This window comes from Leeuwenhoekiella sp. NPDC079379 (genome assembly GCF_044542075.1).
In the GTDB taxonomy this organism is placed as follows: domain Bacteria; phylum Bacteroidota; class Bacteroidia; order Flavobacteriales; family Flavobacteriaceae; genus Leeuwenhoekiella.
Window position 1 is genome coordinate 243,304 of record NZ_JBITTU010000001.1, and the last position, 23,773, is coordinate 267,076.

The window sequence follows — 23,773 nt, forward strand, 5'->3', positions numbered from 1 at the left end:
AATTAATTCATTACTATTTTAAGTGTTTCGCTAAGAAAATTATCTCCATTAAATGCTAAATTAACTTTGAAAGCTTTAATAAATCGTCTTGAGAATTAAAATAATGGAAACTTACGCGTATTCCTTCTCCACGTTGAGAACATATAATCTGATTATTATTTAATTTTTCAAATAATTTTTGATCTCCCCTTATATTAAAAATTGATGAATGCTGCTTCCGCTTTAATACAACAGAATCTAGCAAACCTTTTTCAGCAAATTGCTCAAAAGCTTTTGTTTTTAATATATCTATTTGAGTCGTTATCTGATGCTGTCCTACCCGCTTAATAAGACCGATAGCAGCCTGTAAACTCCCTTGTGCCAAAGTGTCTAAATGACCCGGTTCTAATTTTCCTATAAATGTATTTTGCGCCTCTTTATATTTACCTCTAATACTATTAAAGCCAGTTGTTTTTAATTCAATTTGCAAAGCAGTTTCTTGCTTAATTAGAAAGAAGCCATTGCCGTAACCGGCATTTAACCATTTATACGCGCTTGCTCCTAATATATCTATGCCACTATTCTCAAAATCAAAACTCTCAATCCCACAATATTGCGTACCATCTGCGATTATAAGAAGCTTAGGAAATTTAGATTTTAAGGCTTTCAAAAACTCTAAATCTATACGGATACCACTGATATATTGTACTAAACTTAGACACAAAACATCAGGATGCTCTTTCTCGATAGCCTGTTGTATATTGTCTTCTAGATGTTCATTAATTGAAGCATAACACACATTAAAATTGCGCGATAAAACAGGCCAGTTTATAGATGGGTAATCTTCTTCTAGAAGTAGAATTTTATGAGTGGCAGGTATACCTTCAAGTACAGCATTAAATCCTATTGAAAAATTAGGAACTAAAGCAACATAAGAAGCGTTACAGTTAAAAAAAGCACCTACATCTTTGCGCACTTTATCTAAAAAACTATCCTGGTCATTTTTAAGCAAACTCCCCATTACCAGATAATCAAGATCGTGATTTTGTCTAAAATCAAGCAAGGTTTCAGAGAGTAAACCAGAGCCGGCAGTATTTAAATGCGTATAATTTGCCGTGACCGGGAATTCTTTTTTTAAGTTTTTCATAAGTGAGAACTGCGATTAAATCTTGTAAATTTGAACAACAAACAATTTACCTCATCTTATGTTCTCAAAAAAGCAGGAAACCACAAAAATAGATCGTGACCAACGTGAACTCATAGAGTATGCACAATTACGTATCAAAGAAAAGAAAAATCTTTTTAGACATTTTGTGATATTTCTTGCAGGTGCCGTATTGCTTATTATTCTGAATTTAATTTTAGATTTTGGTGCAGATTTTAGACCATTTGACGTAGACTGGTTTGTATGGGCTACGTTGATATGGTTCTTTCTTTTTTTAATTCATTTTCTAAATGTTTTTCTTTTTAGAACGTTTATGAATAAAAAATGGGAGAATGAACAACTTGATAAACTAGTTGCTAAACAAAAAGATAAAATTGCAAAGCTTCTAACTCAGGTAGAAAAAGAGTATCCTGTGATTGAGAACGATGCTAAAATAATACGCCCTAATACCCCATTAAATCCCTAATTGATATGATTACAATGATTGCGGCTGCCGCAGAAAATAATGCTTTGGGTAAAGACAATGCAATGATCTGGCATTTGCCAGATGATTTTAAACGATTTAAAAAACTTACTTCTCACCATACTATTATTATGGGAAGAAAAACCTTTGAGTCGCTTGACGGACCTTTACCGAATCGTAAGCATATTGTGATCACGCGTCAAAAAAATTACAATCCTGGTGACCATATTATTGTAGTGCAAAGTATTGAAGAAGCTCTAACCTATATTGATACAGATCAAAATGCATTTATTATAGGAGGCGGCGAGATTTATAAATTAGGATTAGATTATGCAACCCATATAGAACTTACGCGGGTACACGGAACTTTTGAAGCTGAGGCATTTTTCCCAGAACTAGATCCTGAAAAGTGGGAACTTCTAGAAAGTATCTTTCACGATACAGATGAGCGTCACAACTACTCATTTACGTATTTAACTTATGCTAAACGATAATTTTAAAGAACATCTTCAAAATGCTCTTTCTGTTGAGACAATACAAATCACCTCGCTAACGGGTGGCGACATCAATGACGTCTATAAACTTTCGTGTTCAGATTGTAACTATGTAATAAAAGTTAATGACGTTTCAGCCTATCCTAATATGTTTAAGCTTGAAGCACAAGGTCTAGAATTTATAAGAACTTCAGAAAGTTTCCCGGTACCTGATGTGCTTACATACGATAATTTTGAAAATCTCTCATACCTTATTTTAGAATATCTGGAGACGGGACCTAAGAATTCCGACTTCAATAATGTTTTTGGTTCTCAACTTGCTGCATTGCACAAAAGTAGTTCTCATAAGTTTGGTTTTGAGAACGATAATTACATAGGTAGTTTAAAGCAGTTCAACACATCAGAATCTACTGCTTACGATTTCTATATTAATCAACGATTAGAACCTCAATTTAAATTAGCAGTAGACAACGGGTACAGCTTTAATTCTATTGATTTATTTTATAAAGAAATAAGTCAATTAATTCCTTTAGAAAAACCGGCATTAATTCACGGCGATCTCTGGTCTGGCAATTACCTCATAAATTCTAATGGAGGTCCATCTCTTATAGATCCCGCAGTTAGTTTTGCTCCCCGGGAGATGGATATTGCTTTAATGCATCTTTTTGGGGGATTCGATCCACACCTATTTGATACTTACAACAGTCAGTTTCCTTTAAAAACAGGATGGAAAAAACGTTTACAACTTTGGCAATTATACTATATATTAGTTCACGTAAATCTCTTTGGAGGGTCTTATTACACTTCCGCAAAAGCAATTCTCAAGGCCTATATATAGATTTAACAAACTTTATATTTTGACCAAATATTATTGGCAAATTCTTACCAATTCACAGGTGCTTAATCAAGTAACTTTATTAAAAACTAACGTTATGAGTACACAGAATTTATCAAATACAGAAGCAATTAAAAAATTAAAAGATTTAGCTACATCAATAGATTTTGCAATGATGGCGACTGACTTATCTAACAAGCCAGTAGATGCCATACCCATGTCAACTAAAAAAGTTGATGAAGCAGGAAATATCTGGTTTTTAAGTGGAGCAGACAGCGATCACAATGCAAATATTAGTAAGGATGCAGATGTACAATTATTATATGCAAAACCCAGCGACATGAAATTTCTTAGTGTTTTTGGGACCGCCACAATAACAAAAGACAAAGCTATTTTAGAAGAACTCTATTCTACAACAGATGACTCCTGGTTTGACGGTATAAATGATCCTAACCTAACTGCTATTAAATTTACACCTGCTCAAGCTCAATATTGGGATACTAAAAGCAACAAATTTGTATCTCTATTAAAAATGGGTTACGCTGCTGTTACAGGAGATAAGGTAGATGTTGGAGAAACAGGATCTCTTAATCTTTAATTATGTCTAAAAAATCTAAAGGAGTCTTATAAGTAAGACTCCTTTTCAATTTTCTAAGTTTTTTGTGTTAATTAATATCAACATCTTTTGGTGGCGTTTAGGTACTCCTACTATTTCATCTATATTCTTAATAAAATATATACTAATACTATAAGATAAGATGCTCTCTTTATATTCATCAAAGAAATTACGTTTTAAAACTTTACCATCTACGATTAATATATAATTCTCAGTATCGGGTTGTTTTAAGAAGTATTCTAATTGCAGTTTAGCTTCTTTCACTTCCCTAAATTTATCCTTGTCATTATAAGTATCTGGGTAACTTCCACCCGGTTCTACTGTAATCCCTTTAAAATCCTGAGCTTCTAAAGTATTAACTGAAAGCACCAGGAAAACCGAAAGTAGAAACCATATCCTCATAAGTATCTTTTTTACTAAAGTAATCATTTCTGATAAAGCGAGTTACAGTTAAAGAAGAATCGCTCATTTAAAGTTATCGTTCTTATATGGCATTTCTTATTTTTGCTATTCAATTTTTAGAAAAACACAATTATGAAAGCATATATATTTCCCGGCCAGGGAGCTCAATTTACAGGAATGGGGAAAGATGTTTATGACAACTCAGAACTTGCGCGTTCTCTATTTCTAAAGGCAAATGAAATCTTAGGATTTGATATTACTAAAATTATGTTTGAAGGCTCTGCCGAAGAACTAAAAGAAACTAAAGTAACACAGCCTGCAATTTTTATTCATTCTGTGGCTTTATTTAAAGCTTTAGGAGAGTCAGCAGTTCCTCAAATGGTAGCGGGTCACTCTTTAGGAGAAATCTCTGCTTTAGTCGCTAATGATGTTCTTAGTTTTGAAGATGGGCTAAGTCTGGTTTCTCAAAGAGCTCAAGCTATGCAAAAGGCTTGTGACAATATACCATCTACTATGGCTGCTATTTTAGGACTTGAAGATGAACTTGTTGAATCTGTGTGTGCAGATGTTGACGGCGTAGTAGTTGCTGCGAATTATAACTGTCCCGGTCAATTAATAATTTCTGGAGAGCTTAAGGCAGTTGAAGAAGCCTGTGACCGTCTTAAAGAACGTGGCGCAAAACGCGCATTATTATTACCGGTAGGTGGTGCTTTTCATTCTCCTCTAATGGAGCCTGCTCGTGAAGAACTTGCAAAAGCAATTGAGAATACAACCTTTAATACTCCATCCTGCCCTATTTATCAAAACGTGAGTACGACAGCGGTAATAGATCCTGTTGAGATTAAGAAAAATTTACTGTTTCAACTTACTGCTCCCGTAAAATGGACACAAAGTGTACAAAACATGCTTGCCGATGGGGCTTCTGAATTTATAGAAGTAGGCCCAGGAAAAGTTTTACAGGGCCTGGTTAAGAAAGTAGATCGTCAAGCGGTTACCAGCAGTGCTGTGCTATAAATTCTTAATTACTACAAATAAAAAAAGCCCCTAAAAGGGGCTTTTTCTTATCTTAAGAAGATATTACATGTCGTCGTTTCCTTCAACTTCGTCTTCTACTTCTTGAGCACCGTCTTCGATAGCATCACCTGTATCTTCAGCAGCCTCTTCTATAGCGTCACCAGCGTCATCCATAGCATCACCCATGTCATCAGCAGCGTTTTCCATTGCATCTTCAGTTTTTTCTTCAGTAGTTTCGCGACAAGCAGAAACAGAAACCATTAGTAAAAGTGCGAAAGCACTAAAAATTAATTTTTTCATAATTGGTAATATTTTAATTAGCGTTAATTGCTCGCAAAAGTATATAAATTAACATCACAATTTCATAAAATTTATTAAATTTTTTATCGAATTATAATTTTGATAAAAATATCGTAACGTTTACAACAATTTGATTAACAGAGGCACAGGAAAATCTCAACTTTTTAAAGCCTACCATTATTCCGATTTTTCTATAATACAAGTGCTTTTAGTGTAAATTTTATAACCAGTGCAACTTTAAAAGGGCATTTTTATAGACTACGCATCATCATCCATTACATCATCATTTCCTTGTATCTCATCATTTAATTCATCTGCACCTTCTTTGATAGCTTCACCAGCATTTTCTGCACCGTTTTCTATATCCTCGCCTATAGACTCAAGAGCATCTTCTGTTTTTTCTTGAGTGGTTTCTCTACATGAGTAAATTGAAAAAACAAATACTACCATCATTACTTTTAGAAAAATACGTTTCATACTTTATATGTTTTTAGTTAGATTTTAAAAATAGTCAAAAGTTCTTATAACGGATTTTTCTCATTCAAGTATTTCCAATAGCGTTTAGGAACGTGCTGCGTATGTAATTTCAGATTAATACGGCTTCTAATGGTTGTACTTGTAAAATAATTTTGCCATAATAAATCATATTGATTTTCCTCCTCGTGCATCGCTTCTTTAAACTCTTCTTTAGATTTAAAATCAAAAGAAACAAATTCAATTTTATTCAAGTCGTAAAACAAACCAAAATCACGTTTAGAATCAAAAATTAAAAATTGCTGGTCTGCATATCTGTTTTTAAAATGTCTGGCAATTAAAGGAAGTACATTAAAATCTGGACTTATTATTGATGCATATAAATCATCTGCCGTTCTTTTAAAACGCACAAACGCTTCCATTCTATGTTTTTCTCTACCTACCTTTTTAGTAAGTTGTGCCAACATCAAAACTGCAGGATGCCCAAAATCATTCTCATTCTTAGTTTTTAAAACATACTGAATTGCAGCAAGAATATACCGTTCTCTACCCTCCTGCTCACTTAAAAATGACCAGTATACTAATTGCTGAAAGCTTTTAAACTGCCGGAGTCCTTCCCAAACACGAGAAGCTTTAGTTTCATCTGTATAAATTTCTACCGTTTCAGAAAAAAAATCAGGCTCAAAATGTGTCGTATCTACGATTATAACCTCACTTAATCGCTCTTCATACACCTGAAATATTGCTGTAAGCATCCCCTCAAAACTACCATCATAAACAAGTTTATGCTTTTGCATCTAATTAAATAACGCTAATTGTTGATTGTAAAATTTTTGATACTTACTTTTTGAGGTTTGCAAAATCATACTTTTAATACGCTCGGGCTCCAGATCTTTACTTTCAAAATTTGAAGAATTACATACCATAAAATACTTAGCTCTGCTCATCGCAATGCCTATTGCTTTTAAGTTTTCCCAGTTAAGCCTTCTAAATTTTCGGGCATTTATAATTTTATGTACAGACTTCATCCCAAGACCAGGAACTCTGGCTAGCATTTGTTTATCTGCAGTATTGACATCTACAGGAAACATATGCATATTTCGTAAAGCCCAACTCAATTTAGGATCTATATCTATATCTAGATTAGGGTGATTTTGATTGAGTAATTCACGTACATCAAAACCATAAAAACGCAATAGCCAGTCAGTTTGATACAATCGGTTTTCGCGTAACATAGGCACTTCAGTTCCTAGAGCTGGCAATCGAGTATCTTCAAGCACCGGCACATATCCTGAATAGTAGACACGCTTCATATTATAGGTGCTGTAATAATGCACTGCAGAGTACATAATATCTTTGTCACTCTCCCCCGTTGCTCCTACAATCATCTGAGTACTTTGCCCGGCAGGTGCATAAACCGGAGTGCTTTTAATTATTTTCTTTTCAGCTTTATATTGAATGATTTCATTTTTCACCTTTTCCATAGGTTTAATAAAATCTTTATGATCTTTTTCAGGAGCTAATAATTTTAGACCAGAAACCGTGGGTATTTCTATATTTATAGATAACCTATCTGCGTATAAACCCGCCTCGCGCATAAGCTCGTCACTACATCCGGGAATAGATTTTAGATGTATATATCCATTAAAATTTTCTTCAAGGCGTAACTTTTTAGCTACGGAAATCAAACGCTCCATTGTATAATCAGGATTGTGAAATATACCACTACTTAAAAACAAACCTTCAATATAGTTACGCCTGTAAAAATTAATAGTAAGATCTACTACTTCTTGAATTTTGAAAGCTGCTCGCTTTATATCGTTACTCTTACGACTTACACAATATGCACAATCGTAAATGCAGTGATTAGTTAATAAAATTTTCAGCAAAGAAACGCAGCGACCATCTTCTGTATAACTGTGGCATATACCCATACCAGAACTATCCCCTAAACCCTTATTTGTATTTAAACGCTTACTCCCACTACTAGAGCAGGATACATCATACTTAGCCGCATCAGCAAGTATGTTTAATTTTTCTTTTATTCTCTCAAAATTCATAGCGTGGAATTTCTACGAATTTAAAGAATATTTCCTATTTAAAGGATTTTTTCCTATTTTTAATTAGGATTTTTTCCGAATTATAGTACATTTACGATATGGGAATCAATGATGTAACAGGCGATGTTCGCCGATTTAAACAAATACGAGAAGAGCAAAATCTTACACAGACTGAGTTTGCTGAAGCATTAGGGGTTAAAAATTCTACTGCAGATATAGAGCGAGGCCGCACAAAACTTTCAGGACAAATTGTTACTGAACTTTTAAGGCTCTATAATATTAATCCGTTGTGGCTTTTTGGGTATAGCAATCAAAAATTATTGCACGCCGGTAAAGGTGATGTAAGTCCTAAAATAGTTACCGTAGATGCGAGTGATAATGAAAATCTCGTTATGGTTAATCAAAAAGCTGCCGCAGGTTACCCGCATAATGTGCAGGATGTAGACTGGTATCAGCAATTGCCTGCATTTGATCTTCCATTACCGCAATATCGTAATGCGACCTACCGTGGATTTCAAATTGAGGGAGATAGTATGATGCCCAATTTTATGCCTGAAGATTGGGTGTTAGGAAAAGCTACCGTAAATATGGGTGAGGCGACAAACAATAAGGTTTATGTGGTGGTTCTACCTGATGCTGTAGTGGTTAAAAAACTACAAAAGCTACCAGACCCTTCTAAAGTTTTGTTGATTTCATTAAATCAAGAATACCTTCCCTTTGAAGTACAGGTAAGTGATATTCAAGAATTATGGCAGGTAAACAGTAAGCTAACCTTTCACCTTGATGCCCCGTCAGAAAGTAACTTATTAAGAGAATTGCAACAGGGAATGCTTGATTTAAAAAATCAAATGCGCACTTTAAAATAAAAAACCCACAAGCAAAGCTTATGGGTTTAAATAAATTATGGGTTACTCCTACTAATTATCAACTTTGATTTTAGTATCTCCGTCTGCATCTTCTTTAATTTTTACTTCTTTAGAATCAGACTCCATTTTAATTTTGTAATTACCGTCATCGTCTGTTTTCTCATCGATAACAGCACCTTCTTCCTTCATTTCTTCAACAAGTTTTTCTTTTTCGGTTTTCTCGCGACAAGAAGTAAAAGAAAGTGTTGCTACTAAAAGGATTGCTAGTAAGCTTATATTTTTCATAATGCTAATATTAATTAGTTATCGTCACCAATTGTTTCTATTTTTTTGTCAATTTCTTTATTGACTTCGTTATCTACTTTCTTTGCAGTACGCTCTAAAATACCCTCGTTGTCTGGAGTTTCAGTTTGTACCTGAACTTCTTTTACAACAACAGTCTCTTTATCTTCAGTCTCTCTACAAGAAATTGTATTGAAAGCTATAAGGCCTAATGCAAAAATTCCAATTACTTTTTTCATAATATATTCATTTGGTTGAACGAACAAATCTAACTACTTTATAGATAGACCATTTATAAATGATTCCCAATATCTCTAAATATTCAGTTAAATGTTAATTATTTAATAGTCAACAAACTTGCCACTGCTATCTTTGAGCTAAAAAAATGAGTTTCTACAAACTTTACACATTTCTTAGAGAATTACAGCAAAATAATTCTAAAGAATGGATGGATGAGAATCGTAATTACTATTTTGATGTTCGTGATTTTTATATAGACTGGCTTAATAAAATGGATATTAAACTAGCTGCCATAGATCCTAACTACACACCTACAACAGGCAAACAAGCTATAAATCGCATTAATAATAATTTACTATATCATCCCAACAAACCTACTTATAAAGATCATTTTGGAGCAGGGCTAGATCAAGAAACGAAACAAGGTGATTTTTACATTCATCTGGGAACCACTGAGAGCTTTATCGCGGGTGGCTTTTACAAACCAAAATCTTCAATACTCAAAAGTATACGACAAGCTATAGATTATAATGGAGACGAATTACTTGATATTCTTAATAAACCAAGTTTCAAAAGTCTTTTTGGAACGCTAATAGATGATGGCGATAGCCTTAAAACAGCACCCAAAGGGTTTAGTCAAGATCACAAATACATTGATTTACTACGTCGAAAGACCTTTGCTGTACAACACGATCTCACTCAAAAGCTAGTAACGGGTGATGAATTTGAAGAACGTGTAATCACAGTTTATAAAGAAATGCTTCCCTTTAGAGCTTATTTAAATGAGGCCGTAAGTGTCTGATTTAAATAAGCCATTATAGCAGTTGTCGCCCCAGTATTGCTTGAAACATAGTGACCATTAATCATTCCTGTCTGTAACCTAAATTGATCATTATCTAAAAATCTATTTAATAAATTAGCAGTCTCACTATCATCTTTTACCGTATATAAACCCGCTAGTCGTCTTAGTTCTATAGCTTCAGGAAATTTATCAATATGAGTTCCGGTTAAAATAGGAATCCCAAAGGTTGCCGGTTCAAGAATGTTATGCATCCCGGTAAACCCTGCTGCACCACCCACATAAGCTATAGATGCGTATGCATAGGCTTTACTTAGCAGACCTATCGTATCTAAAATAAGAACGTGTGCATCTTTAAATCTTTGGGTATCTTTTTGAGAATATCTTACAACCGGAACCTCAATCGCTGCAATGAGCTTTTCTATTTTTTCTGAATTGATTTTGTGAGGAGCAATAACAATTTTCAGATTTGGATTACTATTTACAAAGTTTAAAAGCAACGCCTCATCTTCTTGCCAAGTGCTTCCACAAACAAGAAGCAATTCATTTTGCTTAAACTCTTCAATAAATGATAGAGAGTTATCGTACGACAATTGTCGGCTTACTCTATCAAATCGAGTATCGCCACTTACAATAGCATTTGTAATATCTAGTTGTTTCAGTAGTTCTAGAGAGGCTGTATTTTGTAAAAAGAAATAATTGAATGCGCTTAAAGAGTTAACCATCCATTTTCCGTAGAATTTAAAGAAAGGTTGTTTTGATCTAAAAATTCCCGAAATCAAAATGCTATGCGTATTTGTAATGCGAAGTTCATTTAGAAAATTAGGCCAAAACTCATACTTTACAAAGATTGCTAGTTTTGGTTTTACAATGCTTAGAAAGCGCTTTGCATTAACTTTTGTATCTAATGGCAAGTACGTTACAACATCTGCTAAAGGTGTATTATATTTCACATCATAACCTGAAGGAGAAAAAAAGGTAAGTAGAATCTTGAAGTTTGGGTATTTCGGTCTAATCTCTTCAAGAACGGGAACTGCCTGCTCATACTCTCCTAATGAGGCTGCATGAAGCCAGATAAAATTATCTTCTGAAGATATAGTAGCTTTTAATTTAGAAAAAACATTTTCCCGAACGCTTCTAAATTCTTTCAGCTTAGGGATAAATAAACCCAAGACCGGTAGAATACCATTAAAAAGCGAGATTATAAAAGAATACAAGTATTGCATAAGTGTGTAAAAATAGCGTTTTAAGCTAAAAAAAGAGATTGGTTAGCGGATTGAGATTTTGTATTTTCGTAGAACAAAAAAATTACTGGATTAGCTTTTTAATTCTTGTTATTAATACTGAATTATTACTTACATCACTAGCTTGAACATCCTCCTGTTATTATATGGAGTTCAACAATAAGAATTCAATAGAAAATAGTTCAGCTGAATAATTACCTATGAAAAAAATTCAAATGGTTGACCTCAAAGGTCAATACGAATCTATAAAAGAGCAGGTTAACCACTCTATTCAGGAAGTTATAGATACCACAGCATTTATTAATGGTCCCGAGGTTCATTCATTTCAAAAGGAGATGGAAGAATATCTTAACGTTAAACACGTCATCCCGTGCGCAAACGGTACAGATGCCCTGCAAATTGCAATGATGGGATTGGGATTAAAACCCGGAGACGAAGTTATTACGGCAGATTTTACCTTTGCTGCCACGGTAGAAGTAATAGCTTTATTGCAGCTAACTCCAGTACTGGTAGACGTGACCCCACACGGATTTAATATAGATATTGAGGCTATAAAACGAGCAATAACACCTAAAACTAAGGCTATCGTACCTGTTCACCTCTTTGGTCAGGTTGCAGATATGGATGCCATTATGCAAATAGCAGAAGAGCATGATTTATTTGTTATTGAAGATAACGCTCAGGCAATAGGAGCTAATTACACTCGCAGAGACGGTACTCGCGTTAAAACAGGCACCATAGGTCACGTGGGAAGTACTTCTTTTTTTCCTTCTAAAAATTTAGGAGGTTATGGTGATGGCGGTGCAATTTTTACTAATGATGATGCCCTGGCTCATACAATACGCGGTATTGTAAATCACGGCATGTATGAACGCTATCACCACGATGTGGTGGGTGTAAATTCTCGCTTAGATTCAATACAGGCAGCAGTTTTACGCGCAAAATTACCTTTGCTTGATTCTTACAACGATAAGCGTAGAGCATCTGCGAGAAAATATTCTGAAAAGCTGGCAAATCACGATAAAATTACCGTTCCTATGATTTGTGATACTTGTGATTGTCACGTCTTTCACCAGTATACCTTGCGCTTAAAAGATACAGATCGTGATGCTCTGGTTAAACACTTGAATGCAAACGACATTCCTTGTGGAGTGTACTACCCTATTCCTTTGCATAAACAAAAAGCATATGTTGATGAGCGTTACAATGAAGCAGACTTTACAGTAACTAACAAACTTGTAAAAGAAGTGATCTCATTACCTATGCATACAGAATTAGAAGATGATCAGATAGATTTTATTACTAAAACAATATTAGATTTTCTGAATTAGTAATTCAAAAAAAGAACTATAAAAAAAATCCCTAATAAGTATATTATCAGGGATTTTTTTATGGTTTAATAGTTGGCTGGAAAAGTTTTTAAACCCAAGTAATTTTATCTTCAATACGTGTACGCACACCTTCTGGATTAGGGCCATTAAAAACACCCAGGTAGAAAAAGCCTAGACATTTCTCACCTTCATTAAGCTTCAGTTCGGCGCCTAGTTCAGTTATATAACCTGGAGAACTCCAATAACCACCTAAACCTTGCTCACCTGCCACAAGCCACATATTTTGAACAGCCATGCCTACAGCCGCAATTTCTTCCCATTCTGGAATTCTAGCTTTAGGATCTCTTTGCATGCATATGGCTATAACCGCACCACTTTGCATTACTTTTTCAATACTTTTATTTAATTTGAATTCTGAAAATTTATCTTCTGGAGTAGTCTTAGTATATCCTGTTTTAAGAATATCAGCAAGAAGCTCTAAAGAATCATCTTTAAATATTTTGAATCTCCACGGTTCTGTTTTTGCATGAGTAGGAGCCCAGTTTGCCGCTTCTAATAAAGTCATTATTTTATCTTCACTTATAGTTTCGGCCTCAAACTGATTAGGAAATATTGATCTGCGATTTTTTATTTTATCAAGTATCATATAGGTATTTTAAGCAAATATAAAGGCTTATTACCAAATGTGCTTTTAAGCTCTTAAAGGATTGATGAAAATACATTCTAAACCTCTGTAAATTTCAAATCTTTAAAATTCTAGTATAATTTAGTAACAACTTGAAAAACAGTAAAAACCCCCATTCTCCTAAAGTTTTGAAGTAGTATATTTGTCTGATATTAATTTATATATATTTGCCTTCTCCTAAAGCCCCCCTTTAATCTTAAATAAACTCAATGAATATGCGAGTTAATATGAAACAGTGGGTTACACTGATGCTATTTTTCATTATACCTTTTTATTTTTTTGGACAAAATAAAGAGTTAAGTAAAGCAGATAAGAAATTTGAGAGCTATGCATTTATTGATGCTCAAAAAATATACTTAAGATTAGCTGGGGAAGGTTATGAATCTGCAGAACTTTTTCAAAAGCTTGGTGATTCTTATTACTTCAACGCTAAATATGAGGAAAGCTCTAAATGGTTTGAAAAACTTTTTAATAAATATCCAGAGACTATAACTCCAGAGTATTTATTTAGATATGCACAGTCATTAAAAGCACTTCAGCAATACGATAAATCTGATAAAATGATGGAAGAATTTCGTCGTTTAAAAGGAGGAGATTCTCGTGCTGAACTTTTTAATAAAGAACCTGATTACTTAGAAGAAATAAGCTACAGTGATAGTGAGTATGAAGTAGAAAATCTGAGAAGAACAAACTCCAGATATTCTGACTTTGGCCCTATGATTTACGAAAACAAGCTTATCTTCTCCTCATCTAGAGATACAGGAACCGGAAAAAAATACATACACACTTGGAATAATGAGCCTTTCTTAGATTTCTATCAAGCCCCTATAGATATTGAAACAGGTGATCTTGGCAAAGTAGAAAAATTTGCTGAAAATATAAATACACGCTTTCATGAGTCTTCACCATCATTTACGGCAGATGGAAATACCATGTATTTTACCCGAAACAATTTTAGTCAAGGAGTAAAACGTACCGATAAAAATGGAACCATCCGACTTAAAATTTTTAAATCTGTAAAACGAGGTGGCTCCTGGGGAGCTCCTAAAGAATTACCCTTCAATGATGATAATTACTCGGTTTCTCACCCTTCTTTGAGTCCTGACAATAAGAAACTTTACTTTGCATCAGATATGCCGGGTAGCGAAGGCCTATCTGATATTTGGGTAGTTGATATTTTAGGAAACGATGAATATAGTGAACCTAAAAATTTAGGTCCTATCATAAACACAGAAGGGCGTGAAAACTTTCCATATATAAGTAAAAAAGGAAACCTTTACTTTTCATCAGATGGTCGCCCGGGATTAGGTGGTCTTGATATTTATGTAGTAGCTACAAAGAAGAATGGAGATGTCGCCTATGTAATCAATTTAGGGAAACCTGTAAATAGTCCTCAAGATGATTTTGGTTTTGTTGTTGATGAGTTTAACAATACCGGCTACTTCTCTACCAACCGCTATTTTGGGATGGGCAGTGATGATATATTCAAATTTACAAGAACACCTGTTCCTCCGCCGGTTTGTGAAATTATAGTTACTGGCACCGTAAAAGATAAACAAACATTGTTACCAATACCTACTGCTACCGTGAGTGTCGTAGATCTTGACGGGAAGGTTATTGAAACTACTAAAGTTGATGCACAAGGCAATTACACATTAAATCCGCTATGTGATCAGGAAATACTTATACGCGCCGAAGAACCAGATTACTACTCAGCAGAACAACTTATAGTAACTCCCAAAGCTAACGGAGAATCTATGGTGGTTGATCTATTGTTAGAACCTCGTATTACTAAAATTAATCAAGGTGATGATTTAGCAAAATTACTAAAGTTAAATCCTATTTATTTTGACTTCGATCGCTTTAATATTCGCCCTGATGCTGCTATAGAATTAGTAAAAGTACTTGCGGTTATGGAAACAAACCCAAATCTTATTGTAGAGGTACGTTCACACACAGACAGTCGTGGTAAAGACGCATACAACTTAAGCTTATCTGATAAACGCGCTCGATCAACCGCAGAATATATAATTAGTCGCGGTATAGATGCTAGCAGGATTACAGGAAAAGGTTTTGGTGAAACAGAACTTATGAACGACTGCGGAAATGGGTCTGACTGCTCAGAAGAAGAACATCAACTTAATAGACGCTCAGAATTTATAGTTATAAGTTTCTAATTGAGTTTTAAACTTATATTTGAGCATAAAAAAAAGCACTAGGTGGTGCTTTTTTTTTATGCTCAAAATCTACAAATTAACTTAGTTATTACCTGTTTTTGTAGTATCTGATGCTTTTTTCTTCTTACCAAATAAACCCCCAAGTACATCCTTTACTACAGTGGTTGTATTTGGCTTAGTTGCTTCTTTAGGTTTAGATTTAGCTGTAGTATCCTTAGACGTTTTACTACCCCCTAACAAGCCACCTAAAACATCCTTTATTTTATCTTCACCTTGCTGCTGTAATTTTCCTTTTTGCGTAGCAACAATCTGTTGAGTTAAATTAGTTACTGCTTGCTGCATATTAACATTCACCTGAGGACTCGTAAAACTCCCCGACAAATTAACAGGTAGATCTACAGTATATTTATCTAGGTCTGTGTTACTCAAACTTGACAATGTACTCCCTAGTTTTGCTCCTAAAAAGGTACCCGGCACTTTTAGGTTTAAAACATAATTTATTGTGTTCTCCAGACTATGCGTACCGCTTATACCTACATTAATCCCTATAACATTAAAATCAAAAGGCTTTACGGTAACTAAACCGTCATTAAAACTCAATTGCGTTTTTAAGTTGCTTAAGTCTATATTCTGAAGATTTATAAAATCTAGTTTTCCATCTAAGGCATTAAGAAGTTTCATTTTTTCAGGGTCTACCTTTACAGTGAGCAATTGCGCTAATGCATCACCTGCTAGCGAAGATAAAACTGGTGTTAAATCATCTGAAAGATTTCCTTTAAGACTTATGGTTGTATTTAATGCTCCCTGCAATGCTTTTGCAATAGGCGCAAACTGCTGAAGCATTTCTAAACCTTCAAAAGATTTGCTAATATCAACACCTTTAAGATCTAAATTCATCCCAAAAGTAGGAGTTATCCCTTTTGTACTCACATTACCCTGAAGCGCTATAGCTCCTCCAAAAATATCTGATTGTATATTATTTAAACTTGCCGTCTCCTCTTTAATCGCAACGTTACCCCTAACATTAGAAAGCGTGATATTATCATAAATAACCTTCCCTGCAGAAAAATCTATTGCAGCATCTAAAAATGACGGGATCTTGATTGCGGCTTCTTTTGTAGCAGTTACGGTTTTTGATTTTGACTCAGTAGGAGTTGCCGGTGTTGTCTCTACCACACTAAAATCACTAAGATTTATCATATTTGAGTTAACAGTAAAACGACCCTTTAAATTTTGTTTAGAAAGTAAAAAAGGAATTAGATTTTCTATACTCCCTTTTGCAGCCAAGTCTGTTTTACCGGTTTGCGCAGTTAAATTTTCAAGGGTTATCGTTCCCGGATTAAATTTAACATTAGCAACTGCAATGGTTAATGGATTGGGTAATTCTGGAGAAATGTATTTAAAATCTTTCAAATTAGCTGTACCACTACTCTTGATGTTTTGATATTGTTCTTTATCTACACTTTCCATATCAAAATTAGCAGTCATATCTACAGTCAACATTCCATTTAAATCCTGATCTAATTCTAAAGGATAAGCCTTTTCTAGGTTAGCTAAATTTAATTTCCCTTTTAATGCGAGATCTACAAGTGGGTTTGTAGTAAGTCTATCTATTCTTCCTTTGGCATTAAAAACATCCTGATCTATTCTCAAATTTAAATTACCCAGACGCAAATAGGTATCCTCTACAACACCTGTTTCATTCACTATTTGCATATCTATAACAATATCTTCTACTGTTTTAGGCAAGTCAGGGTATTTAAAAGAAGCATTATTTGATTTAACCTCTATATCAAGCTTCGGAATATGCGTCTCATCAACAATCCCATTTATTTTACCATTAACCACAAAATCACCGGTAGTTGTTACCCCATCTAAATTCTTAGCATAAACTTCAGGTATCACCGCGAGAAAGTTTTTAAAATCGCTAGATGGTGTTTCAAATGCGAGATCTAGTTCATTATTACTCTCGTTAATTTTCACAAATCCAGAAAATACTAGAGGAAGCTGATTTAATAAAAGTTGGTTTTCTTTAAATGTATAGCGTTGCTCTGGCAGGTTCATCTCTATAAGTGCATCTAGCTTAATTTTATTTGAGTTTAAATAATTTACTCCATCAAATTCAAATGACGCTAAAGCTTCAGTCTTTGTATCTAAATTAGAAACTGCTGCTGAAAAATCACCGGTACCTTCGTGGTTAACATCGGTAAGCTTTAAATATGTTTTTGTGCTTTCGTCTAGATAATTTATTCGTGAATTATTAAGTTCATAATGCTGTATGTCAAACTTAAAACTCCCCGTATTATCTGCTATCGTATCTGCTTCTGGGGTTGTACTCTCTTTTGCGATATCATAATTTGCATTGCCTAAACTATCTACTTTTATGTTTACAAAAGCTTGATTTAGTTTAATCGCGTCTACCGCGATAGGGTTACCAGACGATGTTTTAAAAAGCTGCATCACGCCCATATCGAGCTGTAATAACTCACCACTTGCAAGCGTATCGCCCTCAAACGGAGCTTTATTAACTATACTAAAATTCTTTACCTGTACCGCTGCATCTGGGAAACTCGAGAATAAGGTAAGATCAAATTCTTCCCAGGCGACCGTAGCATTTAAATTTTCATTTATTGAACGCTTCAATAAATCTTCAAGCTGACTTTTAAATAAAAAGGGAGCTGCGATGAGCCCTATTATTAAAACTACCAGTATAACTCCTATTATTTTAAATATCTTTTTCATACTCTTTAAATTTTTTCTTCTTTTTGAAATAGTTCAATTTCAGAACCTAGCTCCTGATTAGGAGCGAGATTAAACCGTTTTCTAAATATATAAACGCCTAAATACATAAAAGGTGTATCACAAACCGCAATAAGAACCTTAAATAAAAATCCACTAATCAACAATGCTGTAAAACGCTCCCACTCTATTTTACCAAAACTACACAACAATAAAAGCACAGTAACGGTGTCTAAGAACTGGCTAAAAAAAGTAGAAAAGTTATTTCTAAGCCACAAATGCTTCCCTTTAGTTAGACGTTTCCAAAAATGATAAAGTTGAATATCTATATACTGTGCAAAGAGGTAAGCCAGCATAGATGCTAAAACTGCAACTGCTGTAGCTCCAAAAACGGTATCAAACAAGACATCATTTACAGGAGACCAGGAGGTTGCCGGAACTGATGCAGAAGTGTATACAATTAGCAATGAAAATAAAGATGCAAAAATACCTGCGGTAACTACTTGATTTGCTTTTTTCTTACCATACATCTCACTCAACAAATCTGTTATTAAAAATGTAATGGGATAAGGGAGAATACCAACGGAAATTTCAAAGCGATAAAGACCAAAAAAATCCCAGTAAAAAAACTTTTGAAAAATAAGATTAGACACCACCAGAGAACAAATAAACAAAGCTCCCAGAATAAAATAAATACGGTAGGCAGCCAGTGCATCTCTTTGGCTTATTGAGGCTTGCGTCAAACTCTATAATTTATTAGGTTCTAGTCGTCAAAATTAGAAGAATGTACACTGCTTTTACTTAAATTGCTCATAAATTATTTAACATTTTATCCTCATTAAAGCACTACAAAACATACTCTTATCTTTAGGAAGCAATCAGGGAAACTCTTTTGAAAATCTTCAAAATGCGGTAGATCAGATATTCTTAGAACTAGGAAACGTAAAGCAAATTTCACCAGTTTATAAAACCAAAGCTTGGGGTTTTGAAGGTGCTGACTTTCTAAATTGTGTAGTTCTTATTCAAACCCGTTTAGAAAGCTCTGAAGTAATAGCGTTAGTTTTAGATGTTGAAAAAGATTTAGGTCGTAAACGTTCTGGTCAAGAAGGGTATGCAGATCGTCCTATAGATATTGATATTTTGTTTTATGGTGATGCTATTTTAAATACTAAAAAATTAGAAGTCCCTCATCCTAGATTGCATCTGCGCAATTTTGTTTTATACCCGCTTAATGATATTGCCACAACTTTTGAGCATCCTGTCTTAAAAAAGGAAATACGTGAATTATTAAAGTATACTACAGATCCAGAAATTCCAGAAAAATTAAAAGAACAACTCATAAATCCTAACGGCATATACAATTTAAACACTCAAAATTACATTGCAATTGAAGGTAATATAGGAGCTGGTAAAACAACATTGGCAACTATGATTTCTGAAGATTTTAATGCAAAACTTATTCTAGAGCGCTTTAAAGACAATCCCTTTCTTCCTAAGTTTTATGAAGATCAGGCACGCTATGCTTTTCCTCTTGAAATGTCCTTTTTGGCAGATCGTTATCAACAATTGCTTGATGATATAGGTCAGTACGATTTGTTTAAAAATTTTATGATAGGCGACTATGACTGTTTTAAGTCTCTTATTTTTGCAAAAATCACTCTTACTGAAGAAGAATACAATCTGTATAAGAAATTACACGGTATAATGTATCGTGAAATTGCACGACCAGACTTATATATTTACCTATACCAAAACCCGGAACGTTTACTGGAAAACATAAAAAAACGTGGCAGATCTTATGAGCAAGATATATCAGAAAATTATTTGCTAAAAATAAATAAGGGTTATTTAAGTATGATCAAGAATAGCAACCCCGGGAAGGTTAAAATAATTGACATATCGGAGCTCGATTTTGTAAAAAACCGAGCCGATTATTTGTCAATTCTCAAGCAGATAAATCAGATTTAAATTCTAAATTAAAGATAAAAGAAACTTAGTAGTGCAACCATAAAAGCAAGTCCAATTACAATTCCTACCAGTATTCCTAGCTTTTTACCATCTTTAGCACCTTTAGAATACGATGCGTAATCAAAATTATTAACGTTCATTATGTTGGGTTCTTTGTTAAGTGGGTAACGCAAAACTCATACATAAAATTGCAATCGAAGGTCCTATTAGGAAAGCTTTAGTAAAATTATATAATTTTTAACAATTCAATATATTATTTAAAACAATATATCTAGATATTTTTAAGCTTAGTAAATATATCCCAAAGAACTATACCTGCACTCACGGCTATATTAAATGAATGTTTAGTTCCTATTTGAGGAATCTCAAGCACAATATCTGAAGCATTTATAACCTTTTGCTGTACTCCTTTGACTTCATTTCCAAAAATCACAGCGATTTTAGCATTAGGCTTAGGGGTAAAATCATCAAGCATAACAGCTTGCTCTGCCTGTTCTATTGAAGCTATTTTATAACCGAAACTTTTTAATTGCTCAACTGCATCTAACGTATCTTCAAAATAATTCCACGTTACACTTTCTGTAGCTCCTAAAGCCGTTTTAGTAATTTCCTTGTTGGGTGGTTGTGCACAAATACCGCACAAATAAATGGCCTCAACAAGAAAAGCATCTGCTGTTCTAAAAACCGATCCTATATTATTAAGACTTCTTATATTGTCTAGCACCACTATAATAGGTGTTTTTTTTGCATTTAGAAACTCATCTACAGACTTACGGTCGAGTTCGTTATTCTTCAATTTTCTATTCATACTGTAAAAGTACGTATTCGATAAAATAAGGATTAAAATTTTGACCGCTAAATTAGGAGGACACCAACCTAAAATGTTGAAAAAAAGAAATAACTCTAGAGGTAGTTGGGAGAACTTCCATATGATATTCTTTAAATTTATCTCCGCTAATACTAAAAACAGCAACCACCTTTATGGCTAAGAAAAAAGAGAAGACTGTTACCCCTTTAATGAAGCAATATAATGGGATAAAAACTAAGTATCCTGATGCGTTGCTACTTTTTAGAGTGGGTGATTTTTACGAGACTTTTGGAGAAGATGCCGTAAAGGCCGCAGGAATTTTAGGTATTATTTTAACCAATAGAAATAACGGTGGTGAGCGTACAGAACTTGCCGGTTTTCCTCATCATTCTTTAAACACCTATTTACCCAAACTGGTTAAAGCGGGTTGCCGGGTGGCGATTTGTGATCAACTAGAAGACCCTAAAACTACAAAGACAATCGTTAAACGCGGAGTGACCGAACTCGTAACTCCGGGTGTAGCTTTAAATGATGAAGTATTACAGTCTAAAAGCAATAATTTTTTAGGTGCGGTACATTTCGGAAAACGCTTACTTGGTCTTTCTTTTCTTGACGTTTCTACAGGTGAATTTTTAACTACACAAGGAGACAGAGCATACGTTGATAAGCTGCTTCAAAATTTTAACCCGAGCGAACTACTTATTAGCAAAAGCAACAAGAAAGAATTTAAAGATAGTTTTGGTGCAGATTTTCACGTATTCTATCAGGAAGACTGGGTCTTTCAAATAGATTTTGCCCGAGAAAGTTTAAACAAACATTTTAATACAAAATCTTTAAAAGGTTTTGGTATTGAAGATATAGATGAAGGTATAATCGCCGCAGGTGCAGCACTACATTATTTAAGTGAGACTCAGCATCATAAACTTCAACACATTGCACGTATAGGTCGTATAGCCGAAGACGCTTATGTCTGGATGGATCGTTTTACCATACGCAACCTAGAGTTATATCAGGGTACTTCTAATAAATCTATCACACTTTTAGATGTTATTGATAAAACCATATCGCCTATGGGCGGAAGACTTTTAAAGCGATGGTTAGCATTACCGTTAAAATCTATAGCACCCATTCAAGAGCGCCACGAGGTTGTAGAATATATTTTAAACAATAATGAGTTTTACGATAAATTATCGCAGCATATAAAAAAAATAGGAGATGTTGAGCGACTTATTTCTAAGGTAGCTACGGGTAAAGTAACACCTAGAGAAATTATTCAGCTTAAAAATTCTTTAGAAGCAATGGTGCCCATAAAAGCACTGGCACAGAATACAGAAAATCAAGCACTTCAGATTTTAGCAGAAAAAATAAATAATCTAGAGCATTTAAGATCTAAGATTAAAGAGACGGTTACTGAAGATGCTCCGGTAAATGTGATTAAAGGAAATACTATTGCTACCGGGTTTCATGAAGAACTTGACGAGCTAAGAGGATTAGCGACCTCAGGAAAAGAATATCTTGACAAGATGCTTGCCCGCGAGACCGAACGCACAGGTATTACTTCTCTTAAAATAGCCTCAAACAATGTTTTTGGCTACTATATTGAAGTACGCAATACCCATAAAGACAAGGTACCACCAGAGTGGATACGTAAACAAACGCTGGTAAACGCAGAACGCTATATCACTGAAGAATTAAAAAAATATGAGGCTAAAATATTAGGTGCCGAAGAGCGCATTTTAGGAATTGAGCAACAACTCTTTAACCAGCTTGTGACATGGATCACCCAATTTATTGACCCTGTACAAACTAATGCAAATACCATTGCCCAGTTAGATTGCCTAAGATCATTTACATGTTTAGCTAAAGAAAACAACTACTCAAGACCTGTGATTGATGAGTCTTTTGAACTTGAGATTACAGAAGGCCGTCATCCCGTAATTGAAAAGCAACTTCCGTTGGGCGAAGTTTATATTGCTAATGACACTTATTTAGATCGAGATACTCAGCAAATGATTATGATCACCGGGCCCAATATGTCTGGTAAATCTGCTATTCTTAGACAAACTGCATTAATTGTTTTATTAGCACAAATAGGAAGTTTTGTACCTGCAAAGGCTGCACGTATAGGTCTTATAGATCGTATTTTTACGCGCGTAGGTGCCAGTGACAACATCTCTATGGGCGAATCTACCTTTATGGTCGAGATGAACGAGACTGCAAGCATCCTTAACAATATATCTGACCGAAGTTTAGTTTTACTCGATGAGATAGGCCGCGGGACCAGTACCTACGATGGTATTTCAATCGCATGGGCAATTAGTGAATATTTGCATGAGCACCCCGCCCGACCTAAAACATTATTTGCAACGCATTATCATGAGTTAAATGATATGGGCGATACCTTTTTACGCATAAAAAACTTCAATGTATCAGTTAAAGAATTAAAAGACACGGTTTTATTTCTACGGAAATTAATCCCAGGAGGTAGCGCGCATAGTTTCGGAATACATGTCGCTAAAATGGCCGGAATACCGCAACAAGTTTTGCACAGAGCGAACAAAATGCTCCAAAAATTAGAAAATTCTAGCCGAAAAGAAGATCAGCAGAAAGTTTTAAAAGAAAATGATGGGGATGAGATGCAGCTTAGCTTTTTTAATCTTGACGATCCACTTTTAGAAGAAATAAAAGAGGAAATACTTCATATTGACATAGATACACTAACGCCTGTTGAAGCTTTAATGAAATTAAATGAGATAAAAAGAATGCTAATTCGAAGTAAAAAAAATAAGGTTTCATAAAGATTTAATTTTTTTTCAGAATTTGCTTTGCAGA

At 34.4% G+C, this 23,773-nt stretch carries 25 protein-coding genes; 11 read left to right on the forward strand and 14 right to left on the reverse strand.

The window, feature by feature from the left end; all coding sequences use genetic code 11:
- Positions 1-55: 55 nt before the first annotated feature.
- The gene (locus tag ACIGAM_RS01000) at positions 56-1,126 is read right to left on the reverse strand and encodes an aminotransferase class V-fold PLP-dependent enzyme (protein ID WP_396509616.1); all 1,071 of its coding nucleotides are present in this window, start codon (positions 1,124-1,126) and stop codon (positions 56-58) included.
- Positions 1,127-1,184: 58 nt separating this feature from the next.
- Between ACIGAM_RS01000 and ACIGAM_RS01005 the strand changes: the two genes are divergently transcribed.
- From ACIGAM_RS01005 to ACIGAM_RS01020, 4 genes are all read left to right on the forward strand, one after another.
- Complete coding sequence (locus ACIGAM_RS01005) at positions 1,185-1,610, forward strand: 2TM domain-containing protein (protein ID WP_396509617.1); 426 nt, start codon at positions 1,185-1,187, stop codon at positions 1,608-1,610.
- A gap of 5 nt (positions 1,611-1,615) precedes the next feature.
- Positions 1,616-2,101 (forward strand): dihydrofolate reductase, encoded by a 486-nt coding sequence (locus ACIGAM_RS01010; RefSeq protein WP_028376669.1) that lies wholly within the window; start codon positions 1,616-1,618, stop codon positions 2,099-2,101.
- Positions 2,088-2,939, forward strand: coding sequence for a fructosamine kinase family protein (locus ACIGAM_RS01015; RefSeq protein ID WP_396509618.1), 852 nt, complete (start codon positions 2,088-2,090; stop codon positions 2,937-2,939). The genes ACIGAM_RS01010 and ACIGAM_RS01015 overlap by 14 nt, the downstream gene beginning before the upstream one ends.
- A 94-nt stretch (positions 2,940-3,033) precedes the next feature.
- Entirely contained in the window at positions 3,034-3,534 is a 501-nt protein-coding gene (locus tag ACIGAM_RS01020; protein ID WP_396509619.1) for a pyridoxamine 5'-phosphate oxidase family protein, read from the forward strand.
- Between the two features lie 45 nt (positions 3,535-3,579).
- Here ACIGAM_RS01020 and ACIGAM_RS01025 read toward each other — a convergent pair whose 3' ends face one another.
- The gene (locus tag ACIGAM_RS01025) at positions 3,580-3,954 is read right to left on the reverse strand and encodes a hypothetical protein (protein ID WP_396509620.1); all 375 of its coding nucleotides are present in this window, start codon (positions 3,952-3,954) and stop codon (positions 3,580-3,582) included.
- Between the two features lie 132 nt (positions 3,955-4,086).
- Here ACIGAM_RS01025 and fabD point away from each other — a divergent pair, with 132 nt between their 5' ends.
- Entirely contained in the window at positions 4,087-4,968 is an 882-nt protein-coding gene (gene fabD / locus ACIGAM_RS01030; protein WP_396509621.1) for an ACP S-malonyltransferase, read from the forward strand.
- Between the two features lie 63 nt (positions 4,969-5,031).
- On the opposite strand, the gene ACIGAM_RS01035 is transcribed toward fabD, so the two are convergent.
- The 4 genes from ACIGAM_RS01035 to ACIGAM_RS01050 all read right to left on the reverse strand — a co-directional run bounded on the left by ACIGAM_RS01035 (position 5,032) and on the right by ACIGAM_RS01050 (position 7,802).
- Positions 5,032-5,268 (reverse strand): hypothetical protein, encoded by a 237-nt coding sequence (locus ACIGAM_RS01035; RefSeq protein WP_028376674.1) that lies wholly within the window; start codon positions 5,266-5,268, stop codon positions 5,032-5,034.
- Positions 5,269-5,526: 258 nt separating this feature from the next.
- On the reverse strand, positions 5,527-5,745 hold the full coding sequence (locus ACIGAM_RS01040; protein ID WP_028376675.1) for a hypothetical protein: 219 nt from the start codon (positions 5,743-5,745) through the stop codon (positions 5,527-5,529).
- 44 nt (positions 5,746-5,789) lie between these two features.
- The gene (locus ACIGAM_RS01045) at positions 5,790-6,539 is read right to left on the reverse strand and encodes a TIGR03915 family putative DNA repair protein (RefSeq protein WP_396509622.1); all 750 of its coding nucleotides are present in this window, start codon (positions 6,537-6,539) and stop codon (positions 5,790-5,792) included.
- Positions 6,540-7,802 (reverse strand): putative DNA modification/repair radical SAM protein, encoded by a 1,263-nt coding sequence (locus ACIGAM_RS01050; protein ID WP_396509623.1) that lies wholly within the window; start codon positions 7,800-7,802, stop codon positions 6,540-6,542.
- 98 nt (positions 7,803-7,900) lie between these two features.
- Here ACIGAM_RS01050 and ACIGAM_RS01055 point away from each other — a divergent pair, with 98 nt between their 5' ends.
- On the forward strand, positions 7,901-8,668 hold the full coding sequence (locus ACIGAM_RS01055; protein WP_396509624.1) for a S24 family peptidase: 768 nt from the start codon (positions 7,901-7,903) through the stop codon (positions 8,666-8,668).
- Positions 8,669-8,719: 51 nt separating this feature from the next.
- Here ACIGAM_RS01055 and ACIGAM_RS01060 read toward each other — a convergent pair whose 3' ends face one another.
- Positions 8,720-8,953 carry a hypothetical protein gene (locus ACIGAM_RS01060; RefSeq protein WP_396509625.1) on the reverse strand — a complete coding sequence of 78 codons (234 nt, stop codon included), beginning with the start codon at positions 8,951-8,953 and terminating at the stop codon, positions 8,720-8,722.
- Between the two features lie 14 nt (positions 8,954-8,967).
- Positions 8,968-9,189 (reverse strand): hypothetical protein, encoded by a 222-nt coding sequence (locus ACIGAM_RS01065; protein ID WP_028376680.1) that lies wholly within the window; start codon positions 9,187-9,189, stop codon positions 8,968-8,970.
- Positions 9,190-9,335: 146 nt separating this feature from the next.
- Here ACIGAM_RS01065 and ACIGAM_RS01070 point away from each other — a divergent pair, with 146 nt between their 5' ends.
- Positions 9,336-9,992: a DUF2461 domain-containing protein gene (locus ACIGAM_RS01070; protein WP_396509626.1), complete on the forward strand. Its 657-nt coding sequence runs from the start codon at positions 9,336-9,338 to the stop codon at positions 9,990-9,992.
- Here the strand turns inward: ACIGAM_RS01070 and ACIGAM_RS01075 are convergent.
- Positions 9,965-11,215 carry a 3-deoxy-D-manno-octulosonic acid transferase gene (locus ACIGAM_RS01075; protein WP_396509627.1) on the reverse strand — a complete coding sequence of 417 codons (1,251 nt, stop codon included), beginning with the start codon at positions 11,213-11,215 and terminating at the stop codon, positions 9,965-9,967. The genes ACIGAM_RS01070 and ACIGAM_RS01075 overlap by 28 nt on opposite strands.
- 218 nt (positions 11,216-11,433) lie before the next feature.
- Between ACIGAM_RS01075 and ACIGAM_RS01080 the strand changes: the two genes are divergently transcribed.
- Positions 11,434-12,564: a DegT/DnrJ/EryC1/StrS family aminotransferase gene (locus ACIGAM_RS01080; RefSeq protein WP_396509628.1), complete on the forward strand. Its 1,131-nt coding sequence runs from the start codon at positions 11,434-11,436 to the stop codon at positions 12,562-12,564.
- An 88-nt stretch (positions 12,565-12,652) separates the two neighbouring features.
- Here ACIGAM_RS01080 and ACIGAM_RS01085 read toward each other — a convergent pair whose 3' ends face one another.
- On the reverse strand, positions 12,653-13,210 hold the full coding sequence (locus tag ACIGAM_RS01085) for a nitroreductase (RefSeq protein ID WP_396509629.1): 558 nt from the start codon (positions 13,208-13,210) through the stop codon (positions 12,653-12,655).
- Between the two features lie 248 nt (positions 13,211-13,458).
- On the opposite strand from ACIGAM_RS01085, the gene ACIGAM_RS01090 reads away from it, so the two are divergent.
- Complete coding sequence (locus ACIGAM_RS01090) at positions 13,459-15,426, forward strand: OmpA family protein (RefSeq protein ID WP_396509630.1); 1,968 nt, start codon at positions 13,459-13,461, stop codon at positions 15,424-15,426.
- Between the two features lie 81 nt (positions 15,427-15,507).
- Here ACIGAM_RS01090 and ACIGAM_RS01095 read toward each other — a convergent pair whose 3' ends face one another.
- Positions 15,508-18,168, reverse strand: a complete 2,661-nt coding sequence (locus ACIGAM_RS01095) for an AsmA-like C-terminal region-containing protein (protein ID WP_396509631.1) — start codon at positions 18,166-18,168, stop codon at positions 15,508-15,510.
- Positions 18,169-18,173: 5 nt separating this feature from the next.
- Positions 18,174-18,908: a queuosine precursor transporter gene (locus tag ACIGAM_RS01100; protein WP_396509632.1), complete on the reverse strand. Its 735-nt coding sequence runs from the start codon at positions 18,906-18,908 to the stop codon at positions 18,174-18,176.
- Between the two features lie 112 nt (positions 18,909-19,020).
- On the opposite strand from ACIGAM_RS01100, the gene folK reads away from it, so the two are divergent.
- Positions 19,021-20,133 carry a 2-amino-4-hydroxy-6-hydroxymethyldihydropteridine diphosphokinase gene (folK, locus tag ACIGAM_RS01105; protein WP_396510074.1) on the forward strand — a complete coding sequence of 371 codons (1,113 nt, stop codon included), beginning with the start codon at positions 19,021-19,023 and terminating at the stop codon, positions 20,131-20,133.
- A gap of 8 nt (positions 20,134-20,141) precedes the next feature.
- Here the strand turns inward: folK and ACIGAM_RS01110 are convergent, their stop codons facing one another.
- Positions 20,142-20,273 carry a hypothetical protein gene (locus ACIGAM_RS01110; RefSeq protein ID WP_396509633.1) on the reverse strand — a complete coding sequence of 44 codons (132 nt, stop codon included), beginning with the start codon at positions 20,271-20,273 and terminating at the stop codon, positions 20,142-20,144.
- A gap of 131 nt (positions 20,274-20,404) precedes the next feature.
- Positions 20,405-20,941: an RNA methyltransferase gene (locus tag ACIGAM_RS01115; RefSeq protein WP_396509634.1), complete on the reverse strand. Its 537-nt coding sequence runs from the start codon at positions 20,939-20,941 to the stop codon at positions 20,405-20,407.
- A 173-nt stretch (positions 20,942-21,114) separates the two neighbouring features.
- Here ACIGAM_RS01115 and mutS point away from each other — a divergent pair, with 173 nt between their 5' ends.
- On the forward strand, positions 21,115-23,739 hold the full coding sequence (gene mutS, locus ACIGAM_RS01120; protein ID WP_396509635.1) for a DNA mismatch repair protein MutS: 2,625 nt from the start codon (positions 21,115-21,117) through the stop codon (positions 23,737-23,739).
- The last annotated feature ends 34 nt before the right edge of the window (positions 23,740-23,773 follow it).

What these genes read in the sequence shown, in the direction of transcription:
- ACIGAM_RS01085 (WP_396509629.1), bottom strand. Translation starts at nt 13,210, where the DNA reads ATGATACTTGATAAAATAAAAAATCGCAGATCAATATTTCCTAATCAG.
- ACIGAM_RS01090 (WP_396509630.1), top strand. Translation starts at nt 13,459, where the DNA reads ATGAATATGCGAGTTAATATGAAACAGTGGGTTACACTGATGCTATTT.
- ACIGAM_RS01040 (WP_028376675.1), bottom strand. Translation starts at nt 5,745, where the DNA reads ATGAAACGTATTTTTCTAAAAGTAATGATGGTAGTATTTGTTTTTTCA.
- ACIGAM_RS01020 (WP_396509619.1), top strand. Translation starts at nt 3,034, where the DNA reads ATGAGTACACAGAATTTATCAAATACAGAAGCAATTAAAAAATTAAAA.
- ACIGAM_RS01005 (WP_396509617.1), top strand. Translation starts at nt 1,185, where the DNA reads ATGTTCTCAAAAAAGCAGGAAACCACAAAAATAGATCGTGACCAACGT.
- mutS (WP_396509635.1), top strand. Translation starts at nt 21,115, where the DNA reads ATGGCTAAGAAAAAAGAGAAGACTGTTACCCCTTTAATGAAGCAATAT.
- ACIGAM_RS01110 (WP_396509633.1), bottom strand. Translation starts at nt 20,273, where the DNA reads ATGAACGTTAATAATTTTGATTACGCATCGTATTCTAAAGGTGCTAAA.
- fabD (WP_396509621.1), top strand. Translation starts at nt 4,087, where the DNA reads ATGAAAGCATATATATTTCCCGGCCAGGGAGCTCAATTTACAGGAATG.
- ACIGAM_RS01025 (WP_396509620.1), bottom strand. Translation starts at nt 3,954, where the DNA reads ATGAGGATATGGTTTCTACTTTCGGTTTTCCTGGTGCTTTCAGTTAAT.
- ACIGAM_RS01050 (WP_396509623.1), bottom strand. Translation starts at nt 7,802, where the DNA reads ATGAATTTTGAGAGAATAAAAGAAAAATTAAACATACTTGCTGATGCG.
- ACIGAM_RS01010 (WP_028376669.1), top strand. Translation starts at nt 1,616, where the DNA reads ATGATTACAATGATTGCGGCTGCCGCAGAAAATAATGCTTTGGGTAAA.
- ACIGAM_RS01080 (WP_396509628.1), top strand. Translation starts at nt 11,434, where the DNA reads ATGAAAAAAATTCAAATGGTTGACCTCAAAGGTCAATACGAATCTATA.
- ACIGAM_RS01060 (WP_396509625.1), bottom strand. Translation starts at nt 8,953, where the DNA reads ATGAAAAATATAAGCTTACTAGCAATCCTTTTAGTAGCAACACTTTCT.
- ACIGAM_RS01070 (WP_396509626.1), top strand. Translation starts at nt 9,336, where the DNA reads ATGAGTTTCTACAAACTTTACACATTTCTTAGAGAATTACAGCAAAAT.
- ACIGAM_RS01035 (WP_028376674.1), bottom strand. Translation starts at nt 5,268, where the DNA reads ATGAAAAAATTAATTTTTAGTGCTTTCGCACTTTTACTAATGGTTTCT.
- ACIGAM_RS01015 (WP_396509618.1), top strand. Translation starts at nt 2,088, where the DNA reads ATGCTAAACGATAATTTTAAAGAACATCTTCAAAATGCTCTTTCTGTT.
- ACIGAM_RS01065 (WP_028376680.1), bottom strand. Translation starts at nt 9,189, where the DNA reads ATGAAAAAAGTAATTGGAATTTTTGCATTAGGCCTTATAGCTTTCAAT.
- ACIGAM_RS01055 (WP_396509624.1), top strand. Translation starts at nt 7,901, where the DNA reads ATGGGAATCAATGATGTAACAGGCGATGTTCGCCGATTTAAACAAATA.
- ACIGAM_RS01095 (WP_396509631.1), bottom strand. Translation starts at nt 18,168, where the DNA reads ATGAAAAAGATATTTAAAATAATAGGAGTTATACTGGTAGTTTTAATA.
- ACIGAM_RS01115 (WP_396509634.1), bottom strand. Translation starts at nt 20,941, where the DNA reads ATGAATAGAAAATTGAAGAATAACGAACTCGACCGTAAGTCTGTAGAT.
- ACIGAM_RS01045 (WP_396509622.1), bottom strand. Translation starts at nt 6,539, where the DNA reads ATGCAAAAGCATAAACTTGTTTATGATGGTAGTTTTGAGGGGATGCTT.
- ACIGAM_RS01000 (WP_396509616.1), bottom strand. Translation starts at nt 1,126, where the DNA reads ATGAAAAACTTAAAAAAAGAATTCCCGGTCACGGCAAATTATACGCAT.
- ACIGAM_RS01075 (WP_396509627.1), bottom strand. Translation starts at nt 11,215, where the DNA reads ATGCAATACTTGTATTCTTTTATAATCTCGCTTTTTAATGGTATTCTA.